Origin of the sequence: Acidiphilium sp. 34-64-41, from assembly GCF_002282635.1 — a bacterium.
In the GTDB taxonomy this organism is placed as follows: Bacteria; Pseudomonadota; Alphaproteobacteria; order Acetobacterales; family Acetobacteraceae; genus Acidiphilium; species Acidiphilium rubrum.
The window spans coordinates 36,242-53,580 of record NZ_NCJX01000010.1 but is presented as its reverse complement, the minus strand read 5'-3'; the positions used below and the strand labels follow the sequence as shown (position 1 = coordinate 53,580).

The window sequence follows — 17,339 nt, the reverse complement described above, 5'->3', positions numbered from 1 at the left end:
CCGGATCATGCAGGGTTTGGCGTGGGGTGCAAGGGTGGTTGCGGCAGTGCGAACGGTTGCGCGGCATGATTGCAGACGCGTGGCGTTGCCTGAATGATGCGGCGTCTGCGAGCCGTTCGCAACTGCAGTTGCGAATAAATATCAAGTAAAACCAAATCCTTGACCAATCGAAACCAGCGCGCCATTTTGCGGCTATGCGCAATTTTTCGGAACTGTCGGAACGTGAAATCCTGGCCCTGGCGATCGGGGCGGAGGAAGAGGATGGTCGGATCTACGCCGATATCGCGGAGGGTCTGCACGCGGATTTCCCGGCTTCGGCCAAGGTGTTTTTCGAGATGGCGGCCGAGGAGAGCGATCATCGGCGCCGGCTGATCGATCTGTTCCAGGAAAAATTCGGCGATCATATTCCATTGATCCGGCGCCAGGACGTCAAGGGATTTCTGCACCGCAAGACCGTCTGGCAAATGCCCACGCCCAGCATCAAGGATGTGCGCAAGCTGGCGGAAAGCATGGAATCCGAGACGGCGAATTTCTATCGCCTGGCGGCGAGCCGGACGTCGGACGTGACGATCCGCAAGCTGCTCGGCGACCTTGCGGAGGCGGAGCAGACCCATGAGCATATCGCGGATAAACTGACCGAGGAAAACGTACCCGAACCGGTACGCCAGACCGAGGATAAATCCGCCGAGCGGAATTTCGTGCTGCGCTATGTGCAGCCGGGCCTGGCCGGGTTGATGGATGGCTCGGTCTCGACGCTGGCGCCGGTATTCGCGGCGGCGTTCGCGACCCATAAGCCGCATGAGGCGTTCATTGTCGGCATCGCGGCCTCGTTAGGTGCCGGAATTTCGATGGCGTTCGCCGAGGCCTTGTCCGATGACGGCAGCCTGACCGGCCGCGGCTCGCCGATTTTGCGGGGTGCGATCACCGGCGGCATGACGACTATTGGCGGTCTGGGCCATACCCTGCCGTTCCTGATCCCGAATTTCTGGACCGCGATGGCAGTCGCGTTCGGGGTGGTGGTGGTGGAACTGGGCGTGATTTCCTGGATCAGGGCGCGGTATATGGAGGCACCACCGTTGCAGGCGGCATTGCAGGTTGCACTGGGCGGGGCGATCGTGTTCGGCGTCGGCGTCGCGCTGGGGACGAGTTGAGAGACGGCGTGTACGTTAGTTCGCGACCGATTGACGCATAGGGTAACGCCCGGCACAAACGCTGGATGAATCATAAATCAGGGTCGATAGCCGCACGGCTTCGCAAAAACATGGCGGTCCCGGTGATCGGATCGCCGTTGTTCATTCTGTCGAATCCGAAACTGGTGATCGCGCAATGTTGCGCCGGCATCGTCGGCTCGTTTCCCGCGCTGAACGCCCGGCCGGAAGCCAAGCTCGACGAGTGGCTGGCCGAAATCACCGCGGCGTTGGCGGCGTGGGATGCGGCGCATCCCGAGCGCCCGTCCGCCCCGTTCGCGGTCAATCAGATCGTGCACCGGTCGAATGCGCGGCTGGAACATGATCTTGAACTTTGCGTGAAATACCGTGTTCCGTTGGTGATCACCTCGCTCGGCGCGCGGCCTGAGGTAAATGCGGCGGTGCATTCCTACGGCGGCGTGGTGCTGCACGATATCATCAACAACCGGTTCGCCCATAAAGCGATCGAGAAGGGGGCGGATGGGCTGATCGCCGTGGCGGCGGGGGCGGGCGGCCACGCCGGGGTGATTTCGCCGTTCGCGCTGGTGCAGGAAATCCGCGCCTGGTTCGATGGGCCGCTGGCGCTCTCGGGTGCGATCGCGACCGGCCGCGCCGTGCTGGCCGCGGAAGCCATGGGGGCCGATTTCGGTTATATCGGCTCGGCGTTCATCGCGACCGAGGAAGCCAACGCATCGGCGGCCTATAAGCAGGCGATCGTGGAAAGCGGGGCGGATGATATCGTCTACACCAATCTGTTCACCGGCGTGCACGGCAACTACCTGAGGCCGAGCATCATCGCGGCCGGGCTCGACCCGGATGATTTGCCGCAGAGCGATGCCTCGGCGATGAATTTCCACGAGGGTGCCAAGGCCAAGGCGTGGAAGGATATCTGGGGTTCGGGCCAGGGGATCGGCGCGGTCGCTGCGGTAGTGCCGGCGGCGGCGCTGGTTGCGCGATTGGTCGCGGACTATCGCGCGGCGAAGGCGGCGCTCTGCGCGTGAAACTGCGCGCCACCGCGAGCGGCGGTGGTGCCATTTTGCTCTGGTCCACCCTTGCGGCATTGACCGCGGCAACGCGCGGCATTCCGCCATTCGAGACCCTGGCGCTCAGTTTTTTCGTGGCGTTTCTGGCAGGCATCGCGGTGCTGGCGCTGCGCGGCAGGCTGCGGCGGCTGCGCCAGGCGCCGCTGGCCTGGGCGATCGGCATCGCCGGACTGTTCGCCTATCATGCGCTGTATTTCAGCGCGCTCGATCACGCGCCGCCGGCGCAGGCCGGGCTGATCGCCTATTTATGGCCGCTGCTGATCGTGTTGTTCGCGGCCCTGTTGCCCGGTGGCGTGCTGCGAGCGCGCCACGTGCTCGGCGCCCTGATGGGACTGGCCGGCACGGTGGTGATCCTGCTCGGAGCGCAGGGTCTAAGCGGGCATGGCTCCGCCCTCGGCTATGGCTGCGCCCTGGCGGCCGCTTTCGTCTGGGCGCTGTATTCGGTTGCGAATCGGCGGATCAGCGCGGTGCCGAGCGATCTGATCGCCGGGGTTTGCGGCGTGGTCGCGGCACTCGCGCTGGTGGCGCACGGCTTGACCGAACCGACCGTGATGCCGAATGCCGGGCAGGCACTGGCCCTGTTGGCGCTGGGGCTCGGACCGGTCGGGCTTGCTTTTTTCCTGTGGGATTTCGCCACCAAACAGGGCGATCTCGCCCTGCTGGGAACCCTGTCCTACGCGGCGCCGCTGCTGTCGACCGGTTTGCTGATCGCACTCGGGCGCGCACCGATGAGCGGGTCTATCATCGCCGCCGCGGCCCTGATCGTCGGCGGGGCCGGGGTGTCTGCCGGCCTTACGCGTAAGGGTAAGGCCCACCCTTCGCCAACGCCCGCTGATACGCCGGGCGGGCGTGGGCCGCAGCGAGGAACGCATTGATCCGCGGGAAATTGCCGCGCAGCGCGCCGCGCGCGTTGGCCGCCTCGACCGGAAAACTCATCATGATGTCCGCACCGGTCAGCTCCGGCCCGGCAAACCAGGTGGAATTGGCCAGACTGTCCTCCCAGAAGCGGATGTGTGTGGCGATATTGGGGTCGAGATAGCTCTCGCCGACCTTGTTGCCGATCATGCGGAGCAATGGCTTCGCGATGAACGGGGCCTGGTTCGGCATTTCGGTGAAAATCAGCTTCATCACCAGAAACGGCATCGCCGAGCCTTCGGCATAGTGGAGCCAGTAGGTGTAGCGCCGCCGATCGTCCGATCCGGCGGGCGGGATCAGCCGGCCCTCGCCGTATTTATCGATGATGTATTCGATGATCGCGCCGGTTTCCGCCACAATGGTATCGCCATCGGTGATCACCGGTGATTTCCCGAGGGGATGCACGGATTTGAGGCTCGGCGGCGCCAGCATGGTCTTCGGGTTCCGCTTGTAGAGTTTCACCTCGTATTCGAGGCCGAGTTCTTCGAGCAGCCAGAGAATCCGCTGCGAGCGCGACGCTTCGAGGTGGTGGACGATGATCATGCTTGGGCCTTTTCAGACGGGGCGGGCAGGGATAACCAATGCGGTAGGTTGGGTGTTATCGTAAGGACGCCGATCTGCAAATGCTGGTCCAGCGCATCGAGGCGCAGCATTGCCAGCCCTTGCTGCCCCTGCGCGATGCACAGATCGCCCACATTGCGCTCGCCGCTGGTGATGCTGCCGGATGCCGGCAGGTCGGTGCTTGCCGTGATCGGGATCAGCCGGAGTTTCACCAGGCCGCGATAGCGCGTGCGGGCGGTGAGTTCCTGGCCCATGTAGCAGCCCTTCTCCCAGTCGATGCCGTGCAATTCGCCGAAGCCGGCTTCCATCGGCAGGGTCTTGTCGGGTTCGAGATCGCCGTGGTCCGGCAGGCCGAGGGCGAGGCGATGGGCCCGGTAGGCCGATGGATCGGCGCTGTCCGCCCTTGGCGCCGACGCCAGAATCCGGTGGCCCGCTTCGGCAAGCCGCGGATCGGGTGCGGTGATGCCCGCGTTTTCCGGCGGTGGGCCGTTCCATGCGGCGTGGACCGCGTAATCGGCCGAGCGGTCGGTCAAGACCACCTTGCTGCGCAGCTTGAAGCGCGACAGGCGGGTGATGATGTCGGCGATCGCATCGCGCGGCGCATCGAGCAGCAGGCTCGACTCGGTTGCAAAGACGAAAAATTCGGCGCGGTAGCGGCCCTGTGGTGTCAGCAACGCGGTCCAGACACAGGTGCCGGGGTGCGCCCTCGACACGTCGTTCGTGACCAGGCCTTGCAGAAACGCAACCCGGTCCGGGCCGCTGAGATCGATCACGCCGCGATCGGGCAGATATGCAACGATTGTCATGCAGCGGATGTGGCCCCTTGGCCGGGATGCGACAAGCCGTGCTAGAGCAGCGCGGCATGCGGATTTTGTTCATCACATCGTCGCGGCTGGGTGATGCCGTGATTTCCTCGGGCGTGATCGAGCGGATCCGCCTCGCGCATCCGGCGGCACGGTTGACGGTTGCGTGCGGCGCGGCAGCGGCGGGGGTGTTCGCGCGGCTGCCGGGGCTGGAACGGTTGATCGTGTTCGAGAAACAGCGCCTCGATGGGCATTGGCTCTCGCTCTGGTCGCGCGTCGTGCGCGACCGCTGGCACATCGTGGTCGATTTCCGGGGCTCGGCGCTGGCATACGGGTTATGGGTCGGCCAGCGGGTCATCGTGCGCGGCGGCCGCCGCCCCGGCCGGCGCTATGCCCAGATCGGCGCAGCCTGCGGGTTCGATCCGCCGCCGCTGCCGGTGGTGTGGACCGCGCCGGCGGACCGCACGCGCGCGGAGATGCTCATCCCGCCCGGCGCGCCCGTGCTGGCTCTGGGGCCGACGGCGAATTGGGCGGGCAAGATCTGGCCGGCCGAACATTTCATCGCAATCGCCCGGCGGCTCGATTTTGCCCGGATCGCGGTGTTCGGTGGGCCGGGGCCAGCCGAGCGCGCGGCGGCGGCACCGGTCCTGGCCGGGCTGCCCGGCGCGGTCGATCTGGTTGGCGCGGTCTCGGTGGCCGAAGCGGCGGCTTGCCTTGCGCGCTGCGCGCTGTTCATCGGCAATGATTCCGGCCTGATGCATCTGGCGGCCGCGGCGCATGTGCCGACGCTGGGGTTGTTCGGCCGGTCCCGCGCGTCGGAATACGCGCCGGCCGGGGTGCGGGCGGCGTTCGTCGCCGCACCGGGCATCGAGGGCGAGGCGGCGATGGAGCATCTGGCGGTCGATGCGGTGCACAAGGCGGTGGCCGCGCTGATGGGCGAACCGGTGCCCGCATGAGGATCGGTCAATTGATGGCCGGCGCGGCGCAGGGTGGTGCGGAGCTGTTTTTCGAGCGCCTGACCATTGGCCTCCACGAGGCAGGCGAGGCGGTTCTGCCGGTGATCCGGCCGGAGCCCGCAAGGGTCGCGCGGTTGCGGGCGGCAGGGCTCGAACCCGTGGGATTGCGCTACGGCGGTCCACTCGATCCGCTGACCCGGCCGCGCGCCGCCAGGGCCCTGCACGCCTTCGGTGCCGAGGTCGCCGTGGCGTGGATGAGCCGGGCGGCGTTTCACGCTCCGCGTGGCAGTTGGACGCTGGTCGGTCGTCTGGGTGGGTATTATCCGCTGAAATATTTCCGCCGCTGCGATCATCTGGTCGGCAACACACGCGACATCGTGCGCTGGATCGCGGATCAGGGCTGGCCGGCCGATCGCGTTGCCTATCTGCCGAATTTCGTTGGCGATTTCACAAGCATCGCACCAGCGTCGCGCGCCGTGCTGGGCGTGCCGGATGACGCACCGCTGGTGCTGGCGCTTGGAAGGCTGCACGCGGTCAAAGGGTTCGACATCCTGATCCGGGCGATGGAAACTGTGCCGGGTGCGCATCTGGTGATCGCCGGTGAAGGGCCCGAACGACCGGCGCTGGAGGCGCTGATCGCATCATGCCGCCTCGGAGCGCGCGTGCATCTCGCGGGATGGCGCACCGATGTCGGGCCGTTGCTGCGCAGCGCGCAACTGTTCGTGTCGTCCTCGCGCCATGAACCGCTCGGCAACATGGTGCTGGAGGCGTTTTCCGCCGGCGTGCCGGTTGTCGCGGCGGCGGCCGAAGGGCCGCGCGAGCTGATCACGGATGGCGTTGATGGCGTGCTGGTGTCGATCGATGATCCGGCAGGTTTGAGCCGGGCGATCGCGCGCGTGCTGGCGGAGGGCGGCCAGGCGATGGCGGCGGCGGGCCGCACGCGCTATGCGGGCGAGTTCGCCGAGCCGGTGGTGGTCGCGGCGTGGCGCGACTATCTGGCGCGGGTGGCGCGCTGATGTGCGGCATCGCCGGCATCGCGTTCAAGCCGGGCGCGCGGCTTGCAGCGGATCGGCTGGCCACGCTCGCGGCGGCCCTGGCGCATCGCGGGCCGGATGGTTCAGGCCAACATGTCAGCGCGCGCGCTGCCTTGGTGCAGACGCGCCTTGCGATCATCGATCTGGCGACCGGCGATCAACCTTTGTTCGGCGCGGGGGCCGCACTGATCGGCAATGGCGAGATCTATAACAATCCTGAACTGCGCCGGGACCTCGCGGGTTGCGCGTTTCGAACCGGCAGCGATTGCGAGCCGCCGCTCTACCTCGCCCGCGCCGCGGCCGATTTCATGGGTCAACTGCGCGGCATGTACGCGATCGCCATCGATGATGCCGAGGAAAGCGTGGTGAAGCTGCTGCGCGATCCGTTCGGCATCAAGCCGCTCTACATCGCGCCCGGTCCGCTGGGTGTGGCGTTTGCCTCCGAACCACAGGCGCTGATCGCGGCCGGGCTCGCGGCACGGTCGGTCGATGCCGCAAAACTGCATGAATTGCTGCAGCTTCAATTCACCACCGGCGCCACCACCGCGTTCACCGGCATCGAACGCGTTGCCCCCGGTGCGATGCTGACGCTGCGCGATGGTGCCGTGATCGCGCGCGCCGATCACGACCCGATCGAACCCGGCACGGCACCGCAGGGGGAAGACGCGGCGCTCGCAGCGCTCGATCGCGTCATGGCGGAAACCATCGAACTGCATCAGCGGAGCGACGTTCCTTACGGCTTGTTCCTGTCAGGTGGAATCGACAGCGCCGCCATTCTCGCGCTGATGGCGCGGCTCGACACCGGGCGGGTGCAGGCGTTCACCGCCGGTTTCGATCACGGCAGCGTCGCCGACGAGCGGGATGCCGCCGCGGCCAGCGCGGGTGCGGTTGGTGCGCGACATGAGCGGATCGAGATCACCGAGGCGATGATGTGGCGGCATCTGCCGGAAATCGTCGGCGCAATGGATGATCCGGTGGCGGATTATGCGATCATCCCGACCTGGTTTCTGGCGCGACACGCGCGCGGTTCGGTGAAGGTCGTGCTGTCGGGCGAGGGCGGTGATGAAATTTTTGCCGGCTACGGCCGGTATCGCGCCGCCGCCCGGGCCTGGCCGTTCGCGCGGCGGATGCGCCGGCACGGCGCGTTCGACGGGCTCGATGTGCTGCGCGATGCCGGCACGGCGTGGCGGAGCGGCATCGATCGGGCGCATGACCACGCCGCCGGCAGCGCTCTGGCGCGCGCGCAGCGCGAGGATATCGCGGAATGGCTGCCGAACGATTTGCTGATCAAGCTCGACCGCTGCCTGATGGCGCATGGCGTCGAGGGGCGCACACCGTTTCTCGATCGTGAGGTGGCGCGCTTTGCATTCGCCCTGCCGGATCGTTTGCGCACGCAGCGCGGCTTCGGGAAGTTTTTGCTGCGTCGCTGGCTGGAGCGGTATTTGCCGCAGGCACGGCCGTTCGCGCGCAAGCAGGGGTTCGACGTGCCGGTGGCGGGCTGGATCGCGGGGCAGGGGGCGCGGCTTGGCGCGCTGGTGGCGCGGTCACCGATGGTCGGGCAATTGACCCAACCGGGCCGTGTGATCGATCTGTTCGCGCGCGCGGCCGACCCACGGGCCGGTGTTGCCTGCTGGCGGTTGCTGTTCCTCGCGTTATGGTATCGTCGGCACGGTCTCGGCCTGCCGTGCGATGGCGATGTGTTTGATGTGTTGGCGGAGCGTTGATGATGGGCGAGGCTTTTGATCTGATCATCGAAGGCGGCATTGCGATGCTGCCCTGGGGCGAGGCGGAGGCGCGGATCGGCGTGCGCGAGGGGCGCATTGTGACCCTGGCCGCGACCGGCGATGCGGCGCGGATCATTAGCGCGCGCGGCCTGCATGTGCTGCCCGGGCTGATCGACCCGCATGTGCATTTCCGCGATTCCGGCGCGGCTGAACTGCCCAGCGTCGAAACGCTGGAAACCGGCACGCGCGGCGCGGTGCTCGGCGGCATCACCGCGATTTTCGACATGCCGAACACTGCAACTCCGGCAGTCGATATCGCGAGCCTCGCGGCCAAGCGGGCGTCGGTGTCGGGACGCGCGTGGTGCGACGTTGGGTTTTACGTCGGCGCGACCAAGCAGAATGTCGATCAGCTTGCGGCGCTGGAAACGGAGCCGGGTGTCTGCGCCATCAAGGTGTTCGCCGGGTCTTCGACCGGCAATCTGCTGGTGGAGGACGATGCCTCGATCGAGCGCGTGATGCGGGCGGGGCGGCGACGGATTACATTTCATTCCGAGGATGAGTTCCGCCTGCAGGAGCGCCGGGGCGCGTTCGCCATGGGCGATGATTACGCCAATCATGCGGTGTGGCGCGATCCGGAATGTGCGGCGCTGGGCACCAGGCGGATCATGGCGCTGGCGCGCCGCACCGGCCGGCCCGCGCATATATTGCATGTATCGACCGCCGAGGAATTCGCCTATCTGCGCAGCTTTCGCGATGTCGCGAGCGTCGAGGTGTTGGTCAATCATCTGACGCAATCCGCCCCCGAGGCTTACGAGCGCTTGGGCGCCTATGCGGTGATGAACCCGCCGATCCGCGATCGGCACCATGTCGAGGCGGCGTGGCGGGCGGTGGCTGATGGGCTGGTCGATACCATCGGCTCGGATCATGCGCCGCATCCGGCCGCGGCAAAGGCGCGACCATGGCCGGGTACCGCTGCGGGGCTGACCGGGGTGCAGACGATGGTGCCGGTGATGCTGGATCAGGTGCATCGCGGCCGGCTGTCGCTGGCGCGGCTGGTCGATCTGATGGCGGCGGGACCGGCGCGGATTTACGGGGCGGTCGGCAAGGGGCGGATTGCGGCTGGATACGATGCCGATTTCACCCTGGTTGACCTGAAGCAGAGTCGCGTGATCGAGACGGATTGGCTCGCGAGCCCGTGCGGCTGGTCGCCGTTCGCCGGCGAGCGGGTAACCGGCTGGCCGATGATGACGGTGATCGGCGGTGCGGTGGTGATGCAGGACGATCACCTCATCGGCGGCCCGAGCGGTCGAATGGTGAGTTTCCAAAGCTGAGGAAGACCTAAAACAACCAAGAGTTTTTTGCTTCTTTTTTGCAAAAAAGAAGGCCTTCCTTAACTTGTTTACGCTAATTATCGACGAGACGATGAATAGCCTCGACAATATCAGCCTCAGCCGCACAATAGGAGAACCGCACGAAATCACCCCCGCGCGCAGGATCGAAATCATGGCCCGGCGTTGCGGCGATGTGCTGATCATGCAGCAGGGATCGGCAGAAATCCGTACTGTCCTGCAGGGTGCCGCTGATATCGGCGTAGAGGTAGAACGCACCATCGGCGGGTGAGAGGCGATCGAACCCGGCGCGCGGCAAGGCGTCGAGCAGTAGAGCGCGCGAGCGCGCGTAGCCGGTGTGGCGCGATTGCAGTTCGGCGTGGCAGTCGAAGGCGGCGAAGGCGGCGGTCTGCGAAATATGCGGCGCGCAGATAAAGAAGTTCTGCGCCAGGCATTCGACCGGACGGATCAGATCATCGGGCACAACCATCCAGCCGACCCGCCAGCCGGTCATCGAGAAATATTTGGAAAAGGAATTGATGATGATGGCGGAGGGACTGAACGATGCGGCGGTGACTGCGGCTTTGCCGTAGGTGAGGCCGTGGTAGATTTCATCACTGATCAGCCGGATGCCGTTGGCGTGGCAGTAGCGTGCGAGGGATGCGAGATCATCGGGTGACAGCATCGACCCGGTCGGGTTGGCGGGCGAGGCGATCAGCAGCCCGGCAGGCGGTGGGTCCATCGCTGCGAGCATCGCGACGGTGGGTTGAAACCCGGTTTCGGCGGTGGCGGGCAGCAGCACGGGCTGGATGCCGAGTGCCGTCATGATGTTGAGATAGGGCGGGTAGCACGGCGTCGCGAGGGCGATGCGGTCGCCCGCTTCGAACGCGGCAAGAAAAGCGAGCGGAAATCCCGCCGAGGCGCCGGAGGTGACGGCGATGCGCCCGGCAGGCAAAGCCAGATCGTACCAATCAGCATAATGCGCCGCGATGCGTGCGCGCAGATCGGCACGGCCGAGCGCTTCGGTGTAGCCCATCGGTTCGGTGGTCTGCATGGCGGCGGCGACCGCGGCACGCACGCCGGCAGGTGCGCCTTGACCGGGTTGGCCGACTTCCATGCGGATGACGCGGCGATCCGCGGCGGCCGGCGTGGCGGCGAGCGCGTTGGCCGCGGCGATCACGTCCATCACCAGAAACGGCGGCACCAGCGCGCCGGAGCCGGTTTTCAGCGCCATCGGCTGGTTATTTCGACCCGATGGCGAGGCCAAAGCCGCGTGGATCGGCGGCGGCGGAGCAGGTTTTCGGCGCACCCGGCAGCAGCCCCGCGCAGGCGATCACATTGGCGCGGCCGGGCGCCGGCACTTGCTGGGGCATCGGCACTGTGCTGCGCACGGCATTGGCGAGCCCCGTGGCGACGGCCATCGCAGCCCCCTGCTGGCCCGAACCGGTTGCGATGGCGCGGAAGTCACCGCCGCGCGTGGCGAGCCCCACGGTCAGCAGCGGTGGCGTGATATGGGCCGGTGTCGCCGCCAGCAGAATCCCCGTGCCGGGCGCGACGCGGCCGGTGCCGAACAGATTGTTCATGGTGGTGGCGCAGCCGACCGCGCCACCCCGATCATCGAGCGTGGCGAAGCTGGCCGAGGCCGGCAGGGCGGTCAGCGCCTCACCGTGCCGCGCGGCTTGGGCGGCGGCGAGCGCGCGCTGCCCGGCAAGGTCGAGCGCCTGGGGGTTTTGCGCCAGCGCTTCGATCCCGGCAGCCGCGCCGATGCCGCCGGCATTGGGTGTGAACGCAAGATGATAGCCAAACCGATCGACGGTGATCGGGCTGGCATAGGCGGGTCTGACGGCGCGCAGATCTTGCATGGTCAGCCCCGCGCCCGCCTGGTTGGCGGCGGTGACGAAGGCTGTGGCAGACGCCCCCTGGGTCAGGCCGAGCACGCCGCTCGACTGCAACTGGGTGAGCGTGGCCGCCAGATCGGGCTGGCGCATGATCATGCCCGGCTGGAGCACCTGGCCGGTGGGGGATGCAAAAATCGTGCGCGCCGCAGAGTCGGCCAGCAGGGCGTTGCCGACCACCGCCAGATCGGCGGCAAACGTGCGCGAGACGGCGACACCGCCGCCCGCCATCGCCTCGGCCGGAGCCAGATCGGTCGCAAGCGCCAACCGGCCGAACCTTGCCTGCATGGCGATCAAGCCGCGCGCCATCTGCGGAACCGCGGCCGGGCGGCTGGCGCCACCGCTCGATTCGGGCGCGGCGGCGGGCGGAAAGAGCAGGGCGGTCGGGATGCCGTTGCCGCCGTCCGACGCGGGCAGATCGATCAGGCAGGCCGCACCGCCGCCGAGCCCGGCGCGCGAGGGCAGGGCGACCGCAAGCGCAAAACCGGCGGCGGTCGCGGCATCCGCGGCGTTACCGCCGGCATTGAGAATCTGGCGCGCGGCGAGTGCTGCCTGCGGCACCGGAGCGACGGTGAAACCGACCACCGGTTTCATCGGCGCGGGTTCGCCGAGCTTGGACTGATCGCGGCCGAAAACGCCTTGGGTGACGCCGCAGCCGGTGAGCAGCAAACTGAGGGCGAGGGGGGCCGCGCGACGCAAAGTGACCAAAGTTGCCATTCCTCAATGATGATGTCGGACCGAGCCGCAAGGGCATAACCGCGTTCGCCGGGGTGGGCAACCTCGTCATGTGGGAGGGGGTGCTGGTGCTGTCAGAGGGAATTGAACCCTCGACCTCCTCATTACCAATGAGGTGCTCTACCCCTGAGCTATGACAGCGTCGCGAGCGATGCGCCGATCGGCCGGCGTCGCCGCGCGGGTATATCCAAAGGGGTGGGCCGACGCAAGCAGGCCGGCCGGCGCCCAGAATTATGCGGCCCGATAAACTACCGGTTGCCAAGTCTTCATTCTCGCGCGTGCAATTTTGCTTGCTGAACCGGTCTTTTGAGACCAGACTCAAGCTATGAAAACGACCAACGGACCGATTATCGATATGACCCCTTCGGGACATTTTGCGCAGGAACCGATCACGGGACCGACTCTCGGTGTCATTTTGGCGCGGGTTCTGGTTTTTACGATAGCACTCGGGTTTGCGGCGCTGGCATTCTGGCTCGCCGTGTTCACGGTTCCGATCCTAATTGTGATCGGGTTGGTCGGCTACGGATATTTTCGTTTCAAAACGGCGCGAGGCGGTTTCAGCTTTGACCGGGTCATGATGCGTGGAAATCGCCCTTGACGTTAGTTTGGTTACAATGATCGATTGCTGCGATGATATGATCGCCCACCGTTCGAAAATATGGATATTTCTATTTTTATAGAATTTCTGATACGTTCCCTACATCGATAGGATAATTTTCAATTTAAGGGTGTAGAGCCGATATCATTTTCTTTGAAATCGTCACTCTGGCACCAAATCGCTATTGTAAGGCGGAACGATTTTTACTAACGGTCTTTATTAGGTATAACATTTCAGTAAGATAAATTTCATGTGGGTTGTCCGTTGTCTTCAAGCTTGTCGAGCAGTCGCGGCAGCACATCCTGCTGCCGTTGGTATACCAGCGGCCATCACTACCGTGGGAGCCGCCGCTGCGCTTGCTGTAATGTTTTCATCGCCCCCGCAAAAGCCACAGTTGCCCTGCGGCTGTCATCAAGTTTGGGTGGCGCCAACGTTGCCGATGACCCCAGCAACCTATGCGAAAGTAATGAGTGCGGCTGGTACCGCCGCGCTGGCGGGTATACCGCTTGCCGATGCACCTGGTGGCGGTATTTACGCACCACCATCGAACTTGGTCCCAACGGGCTTCCTTACGCCTGACCCGAAGGAGCCGCCATTGCCGACCGGACCGGTACCGGGTCCAAACAAGCCCGTTCCCGTACCGGAACCAGCCGGCGTGGCATTGCTGGTTGTGGGGCTTGGAGCTCTTGCAGCACTCCGGGTGAAACGTACGCGCACCCACTAGCCGGACGGGCGTCGCCTCAGACCTGCGGCACAGCGGTCTGCTGGGTATCCTCGACCTGCCTCGAAGGCAGAATCGGTGCGAAGTATTCCGTGGCCAAACCGTCAGCAAGGGTCTCCAGCGTGCTGATGCAATGTTTGAGGATCCCGCCCAGGTCGACTGCATCACCGGCTGCAATCGCTCCCGACAGGCTGCGGAGATTGACCGTGATCTGATCGGCCACCGTCGCCTGATCAAAAGCGCCGATGCGCCTTAGCCCGATACCAAGCGCTTCAGTCTGAAACGCTAGGCTGCGCGGATAGTCGGCCGCCCCGATCAACAGACCGATCGCCGTTTCCGGCAGGAGCGGGCCGGCATTGACGAACTCGTATGTCAACTGCGCATCGGCAAGCTCGATCGCGAGTGTCAGGCCAGGATCGAGCCGCGCGAGCGATCCTGCCAGGAGAACGGTCAATGTTTCGGCCAAGGCTTCCGCGCGCTCCAGCCGCCGGCCGATCTCGAGAAATACGAAGCCGCCGCTGCGTGACGCATCCTCGGCAATCACGCCGTTGAATGTTGCGACGAATTGCATGCAGGCGGTGAAGGTGTGCGGATCATCGTTCAGATCCAGCGGGATTTGATCGAGCGCGCCTTCGATGATCCGGCGCATCGATATGCTGAACCGCTCGCCGGAATGCTCGAGCAGGCGACGGATGTCAGCCAGCAGGCGGCTGAGTGGCTTGCTGCGCGCGAGGCTTTCATGCAACCGGCGCGCGGACAGGAACGGGCCAATAATCTCATCGGGTACTAACTTGGCGCTGACTAGGCAGGCGGCCAGGCTTTCCCGCTGGGCTGCTTCATGCGGCAGATTGCTGGCATCGACGAAGCGCGGCAGGGCGATAGCGAGCAGCCTTGCCGCGCCATCGAGGCGTTCGACCATGCGGCCAAGCCAGAGCAGGTCATCGGCGAGGCGGCTCGGCAGATCCATTACGACCTTGCGCGCGATCCGCGGTCGGCTGCGATGCGCGGGGCCACGCGAAGCCCGATCGGGTTCACCGGAGTCACGATCGCCCGAATCGATCACCCAGAGGTCCTTGATCAGGACACTGCCGTCGGTGCGGGTTGCATGGCCGAGTCCGCCGGGCAACACACGCCAGACACCGTCGATCCGCAAGGCATACAGGCGCAGCGTGATGGCCGCGAACTCGAATCGCCCCGTCGCGCCGTCCTGCGCCAGGCGGATCGCGATCGGCGCCTGATCGGCGTCGATGCCGCCTAGGCTGGTCGCGTCATGGTCCTCCAGCTGAAGCGGGCGACCATGCTGCTGGCAAAACAAATTTGAGAAACATGATTTAAAATCAGGTAGTTGTAGAATACCGCTTCCGGGAACGTTGAGCATCGTCAAAGCGTTGTTGCGCAAGGCGCGGAACAGGCCAGGTACGCCATGTGATGGTGCGCCACCCTGTTCCAATGGATCGATCGAAAGACTCGATGCCTGGCGGAGCAGGAGATGCACCGGGGTAGAACCGGCCAGGGTGCGTAACCGCAACACGCCGCCGGAGCATGACAGATCATCCGGCCGGAGCACCGTGCCACCAAGCTGGCGCGCGAGCAGGCGGGTATCGGCCATATCTGCGTCCGCCCCCGCGATCAGGCCGATCGGCCCGCCGGCCGCCAGCAGGTGCAGCATGTCCTGCAGCGTTTCGGTTACCGGCCGCTGGCTCGCCAGGGTTACGGTGCCGAATAGTTCCGGCATCACGTCCGCGACGAACCGGCGGATTGTGAGGGCCAGACCGAGCCCCGGCGCGCGATCGGTGTGATCGCGCAGAACGCGAAAACCACCACTGGGGTAACGGATCAGATCGACCGCGTATGAGGCGAATCGCTGTGCGGTGAACCCTGGCTGACGGGCCAGTTGACGAATGAACTGCGGCGTCTCGAATAGCGGGTCGCCGGGCAGGCTGCCATCGGCGATTGAGGATTGGGCACCGTAAACATCATCAAGAATACCGGCCAGAAATTCAGCGCGCTCGGCGATTGCATTGGCCAGGGTCGCGAATTCGTAGTCCATCAGCGGAATTGGAATCGGATCAAGCCGTTGGGACTGGACGCTGCCGCTCGGCGATTCGTATTGGGCGCGGCGGTCGAGTGCTGCGGCACGCGCGGCGAACTCGTCTGGGCCGATCGCCCGCATGACGTTGATCACCGGACGCCACGGTGCCCGGATCTGGCCTTTTGCGTCGATCAGGCCGCCGATGGCGTCTCCTCCAAGCATCGCTACGGCATATCAGACAGTCCGGTTCCGTGCGAGAGCGGATTGGTGTCTAATCGGTTGGGACGATTTTCTTGTTGCATCGCGGCGGTGGCATGACAAACATGGGACAATCATACAGGAGCGGATGATGGACGATGAACGGGCCGGGATCTTCGCAGGTTACGCTCCCGAACAATATTTTTGTGAGTTGACGCGCCTGCGTGCTGACGATGCCGGTGTGCCCGCGTTGGTCCGCGAGCGGCTGGGCCGGATCGGGGTCGATGCGCTACGCGCCCGTGCCGAGCTTGCCGAAACCGATCTGATCGACCTTGGCATCACGTTCACGGTCTATTCGGACGCGACCGCAATCGACCGGATATTGCCTTTTGACTGCATTCCCCGCATCATAACGCCGTCGGAATGGCAACAGATCGAAACCGGCGCGATCCAGCGCGTAACGGCGCTGAACGCCTTTCTCGACGACATCTACCATGACGCGAAGATTATCCGCGATGGCGTGATTCCGGCCGATCTGGTGTTCGGCAATGCCAATTTTCGCCCCGAGATGCGCGATTTTGCGGTCAGTCACGGCACCTATGTGCATGTCTGCGGCATTGACATCATCCGCGACGAAAGTGGCGAATTCCGCATCCTCGAGGATAATGCCCGCACCCCGTCCGGCGTGTCCTATGTGATCGAAAACCGCCATTTGATGCTGCGCGCTTTTCCGGATCTTATGTCGGGCGTCAAGCTCCGCCCGGTTGATGACTATGGTCGCCGCCTGCGCGCCGCGATGACCGAGATTGCACCGGTCGATGTCGGTGATCCCCAGGTCGTGCTGCTATCGCCGGGCATTTATAACTCGGCCTATTTCGAACACGTGTTTCTTGCCCGCGAAATGGGCGTGCCGCTGGTCCAGGGCTCGGATCTGACCGTCGAGAATGACCGGGTCTATATGCGCACCACGACCGGGTTGCGACGGGTCCACACCATTTACCGGCGCCTGAACGATGATTTCCTCGACCCTGAGGTGTTCCGCCCGGAGAGCATGCTCGGCGTGCCCGGGCTGATCCGCGCCTGGCGGGCGGGGAATGTCGCGCTGGCCAACGCGGTCGGCACCGGTGTTGCCGACGACAAGGCGGTTTATGCCTATATGCCGCGGATTATAAAATATTATCTCGGCGAGGAGGCGATCATCCAGAACGTCCAGACCAACATCTGTCGCGAGCCGGAGGGCTTGGCCTATACGCTCGCGCATCTGGATGAACTCGTGATCAAGCCGGTCGGCGAATCGGGCGGTTATGGGATTACGATCGGCCCGCGCGCGAGCAAGGCGGAACTCGATGCCGCGCGCGCCGCCCTGATCGCGGAGCCGGACCAATGGATCAGCCAGCCGATGATCGCGCTGTCCGTTGCACCCACGCTGGCCGAGGAGGGCATCGGTCCGCGGCATCTCGATTTGCGGCCGTTCGTCATCACCGGACGCGATAGTTGGGTGCTGCCCGGCGGCTTGACGCGGGTGGCAATGAAGCGGGGCTCCCTGATCGTCAATTCCTCGCAGGGCGGCGGATCGAAGGATACCTGGGTGTTGGCGGGGGGGCAGTGA

General features: G+C 65.2%; 15 protein-coding genes and 1 tRNA gene. 10 read left to right on the top strand and 6 right to left on the bottom strand.

Going from position 1 to position 17,339, the window contains the following annotated elements:
- The first annotated feature begins 194 nt into the window (after positions 1 to 194).
- The 3 genes from mbfA to B7X49_RS03035 all read left to right on the top strand — a co-directional run bounded on the left by mbfA (position 195) and on the right by B7X49_RS03035 (position 3,105).
- The gene (mbfA, locus tag B7X49_RS03045; RefSeq protein WP_286702560.1) at positions 195 to 1,151 is read left to right on the top strand and encodes an iron exporter MbfA; all 957 of its coding nucleotides are present in this window, start codon (positions 195 to 197) and stop codon (positions 1,149 to 1,151) included.
- Positions 1,152 to 1,216: 65 nt separating this feature from the next.
- Positions 1,217 to 2,188, top strand: a complete 972-nt coding sequence (locus B7X49_RS03040; protein ID WP_286702561.1) for a nitronate monooxygenase family protein — start codon at positions 1,217 to 1,219, stop codon at positions 2,186 to 2,188.
- The gene (locus B7X49_RS03035) at positions 2,185 to 3,105 is read left to right on the top strand and encodes a DMT family transporter (RefSeq protein ID WP_286702562.1); all 921 of its coding nucleotides are present in this window, start codon (positions 2,185 to 2,187) and stop codon (positions 3,103 to 3,105) included. Before B7X49_RS03040 ends, B7X49_RS03035 begins: the two co-directional genes overlap by 4 nt.
- Here the strand turns inward: B7X49_RS03035 and B7X49_RS03030 are convergent.
- Together B7X49_RS03030 and B7X49_RS03025 are read right to left on the bottom strand one after the other, a co-directional pair.
- Positions 3,023 to 3,688 carry a glutathione S-transferase gene (locus tag B7X49_RS03030; protein ID WP_286702563.1) on the bottom strand — a complete coding sequence of 222 codons (666 nt, stop codon included), beginning with the start codon at positions 3,686 to 3,688 and terminating at the stop codon, positions 3,023 to 3,025. The two genes, B7X49_RS03035 and B7X49_RS03030, sit on opposite strands and share 83 nt — an antisense overlap.
- Positions 3,685 to 4,512: a folate-binding protein YgfZ gene (locus B7X49_RS03025; RefSeq protein WP_286702564.1), complete on the bottom strand. Its 828-nt coding sequence runs from the start codon at positions 4,510 to 4,512 to the stop codon at positions 3,685 to 3,687. Before B7X49_RS03025 ends, B7X49_RS03030 begins: the two co-directional genes overlap by 4 nt.
- A gap of 56 nt (positions 4,513 to 4,568) precedes the next feature.
- Between B7X49_RS03025 and B7X49_RS03020 the strand changes: the two genes are divergently transcribed.
- From B7X49_RS03020 to B7X49_RS03005, 4 genes are read left to right on the top strand one after another with little or no spacing between them, the layout of a single operon-like run.
- Entirely contained in the window at positions 4,569 to 5,465 is an 897-nt protein-coding gene (locus B7X49_RS03020) for a glycosyltransferase family 9 protein (protein WP_408735555.1), read from the top strand.
- Positions 5,462 to 6,481, top strand: a complete 1,020-nt coding sequence (locus B7X49_RS03015; RefSeq protein ID WP_286702565.1) for a glycosyltransferase — start codon at positions 5,462 to 5,464, stop codon at positions 6,479 to 6,481. The genes B7X49_RS03020 and B7X49_RS03015 overlap by 4 nt, the downstream gene beginning before the upstream one ends.
- A complete protein-coding gene (gene asnB, locus B7X49_RS03010; RefSeq protein WP_286702631.1) occupies positions 6,481 to 8,223 on the top strand; it encodes an asparagine synthase (glutamine-hydrolyzing) in 1,743 nt (580 codons plus the stop codon). The genes B7X49_RS03015 and asnB overlap by 1 nt, the downstream gene beginning before the upstream one ends.
- Before the next feature lie 2 nt (positions 8,224 to 8,225).
- Complete coding sequence (locus B7X49_RS03005; protein ID WP_286702566.1) at positions 8,226 to 9,554, top strand: dihydroorotase; 1,329 nt, start codon at positions 8,226 to 8,228, stop codon at positions 9,552 to 9,554.
- A gap of 73 nt (positions 9,555 to 9,627) precedes the next feature.
- On the opposite strand, the gene B7X49_RS03000 is transcribed toward B7X49_RS03005, so the two are convergent.
- The 3 genes from B7X49_RS03000 to B7X49_RS02990 all read right to left on the bottom strand — a co-directional run bounded on the left by B7X49_RS03000 (position 9,628) and on the right by B7X49_RS02990 (position 12,322).
- Positions 9,628 to 10,785: a pyridoxal phosphate-dependent aminotransferase gene (locus B7X49_RS03000; protein WP_286702567.1), complete on the bottom strand. Its 1,158-nt coding sequence runs from the start codon at positions 10,783 to 10,785 to the stop codon at positions 9,628 to 9,630.
- Positions 10,786 to 10,792: 7 nt separating this feature from the next.
- On the bottom strand, positions 10,793 to 12,163 hold the full coding sequence (locus B7X49_RS02995) for a gamma-glutamyltransferase (protein ID WP_286838236.1): 1,371 nt from the start codon (positions 12,161 to 12,163) through the stop codon (positions 10,793 to 10,795).
- An 84-nt stretch (positions 12,164 to 12,247) separates the two neighbouring features.
- Positions 12,248 to 12,322 (bottom strand) — tRNA-Thr (locus B7X49_RS02990).
- A 184-nt stretch (positions 12,323 to 12,506) separates the two neighbouring features.
- Here B7X49_RS02990 and B7X49_RS02985 point away from each other — a divergent pair.
- Entirely contained in the window at positions 12,507 to 12,779 is a 273-nt protein-coding gene (locus B7X49_RS02985) for a hypothetical protein (protein ID WP_286702569.1), read from the top strand.
- A gap of 250 nt (positions 12,780 to 13,029) precedes the next feature.
- A complete protein-coding gene (locus B7X49_RS18750) occupies positions 13,030 to 13,503 on the top strand; it encodes a PEP-CTERM sorting domain-containing protein (RefSeq protein ID WP_353744403.1) in 474 nt (157 codons plus the stop codon).
- A 16-nt stretch (positions 13,504 to 13,519) separates the two neighbouring features.
- On the opposite strand, the gene B7X49_RS02980 is transcribed toward B7X49_RS18750, so the two are convergent.
- Positions 13,520 to 15,754: a circularly permuted type 2 ATP-grasp protein gene (locus tag B7X49_RS02980; protein WP_286702570.1), complete on the bottom strand. Its 2,235-nt coding sequence runs from the start codon at positions 15,752 to 15,754 to the stop codon at positions 13,520 to 13,522.
- Between the two features lie 127 nt (positions 15,755 to 15,881).
- On the opposite strand from B7X49_RS02980, the gene B7X49_RS02975 reads away from it, so the two are divergent.
- Positions 15,882 to 17,339 carry a circularly permuted type 2 ATP-grasp protein gene (locus B7X49_RS02975; protein WP_286702571.1) on the top strand — a complete coding sequence of 486 codons (1,458 nt, stop codon included), beginning with the start codon at positions 15,882 to 15,884 and terminating at the stop codon, positions 17,337 to 17,339.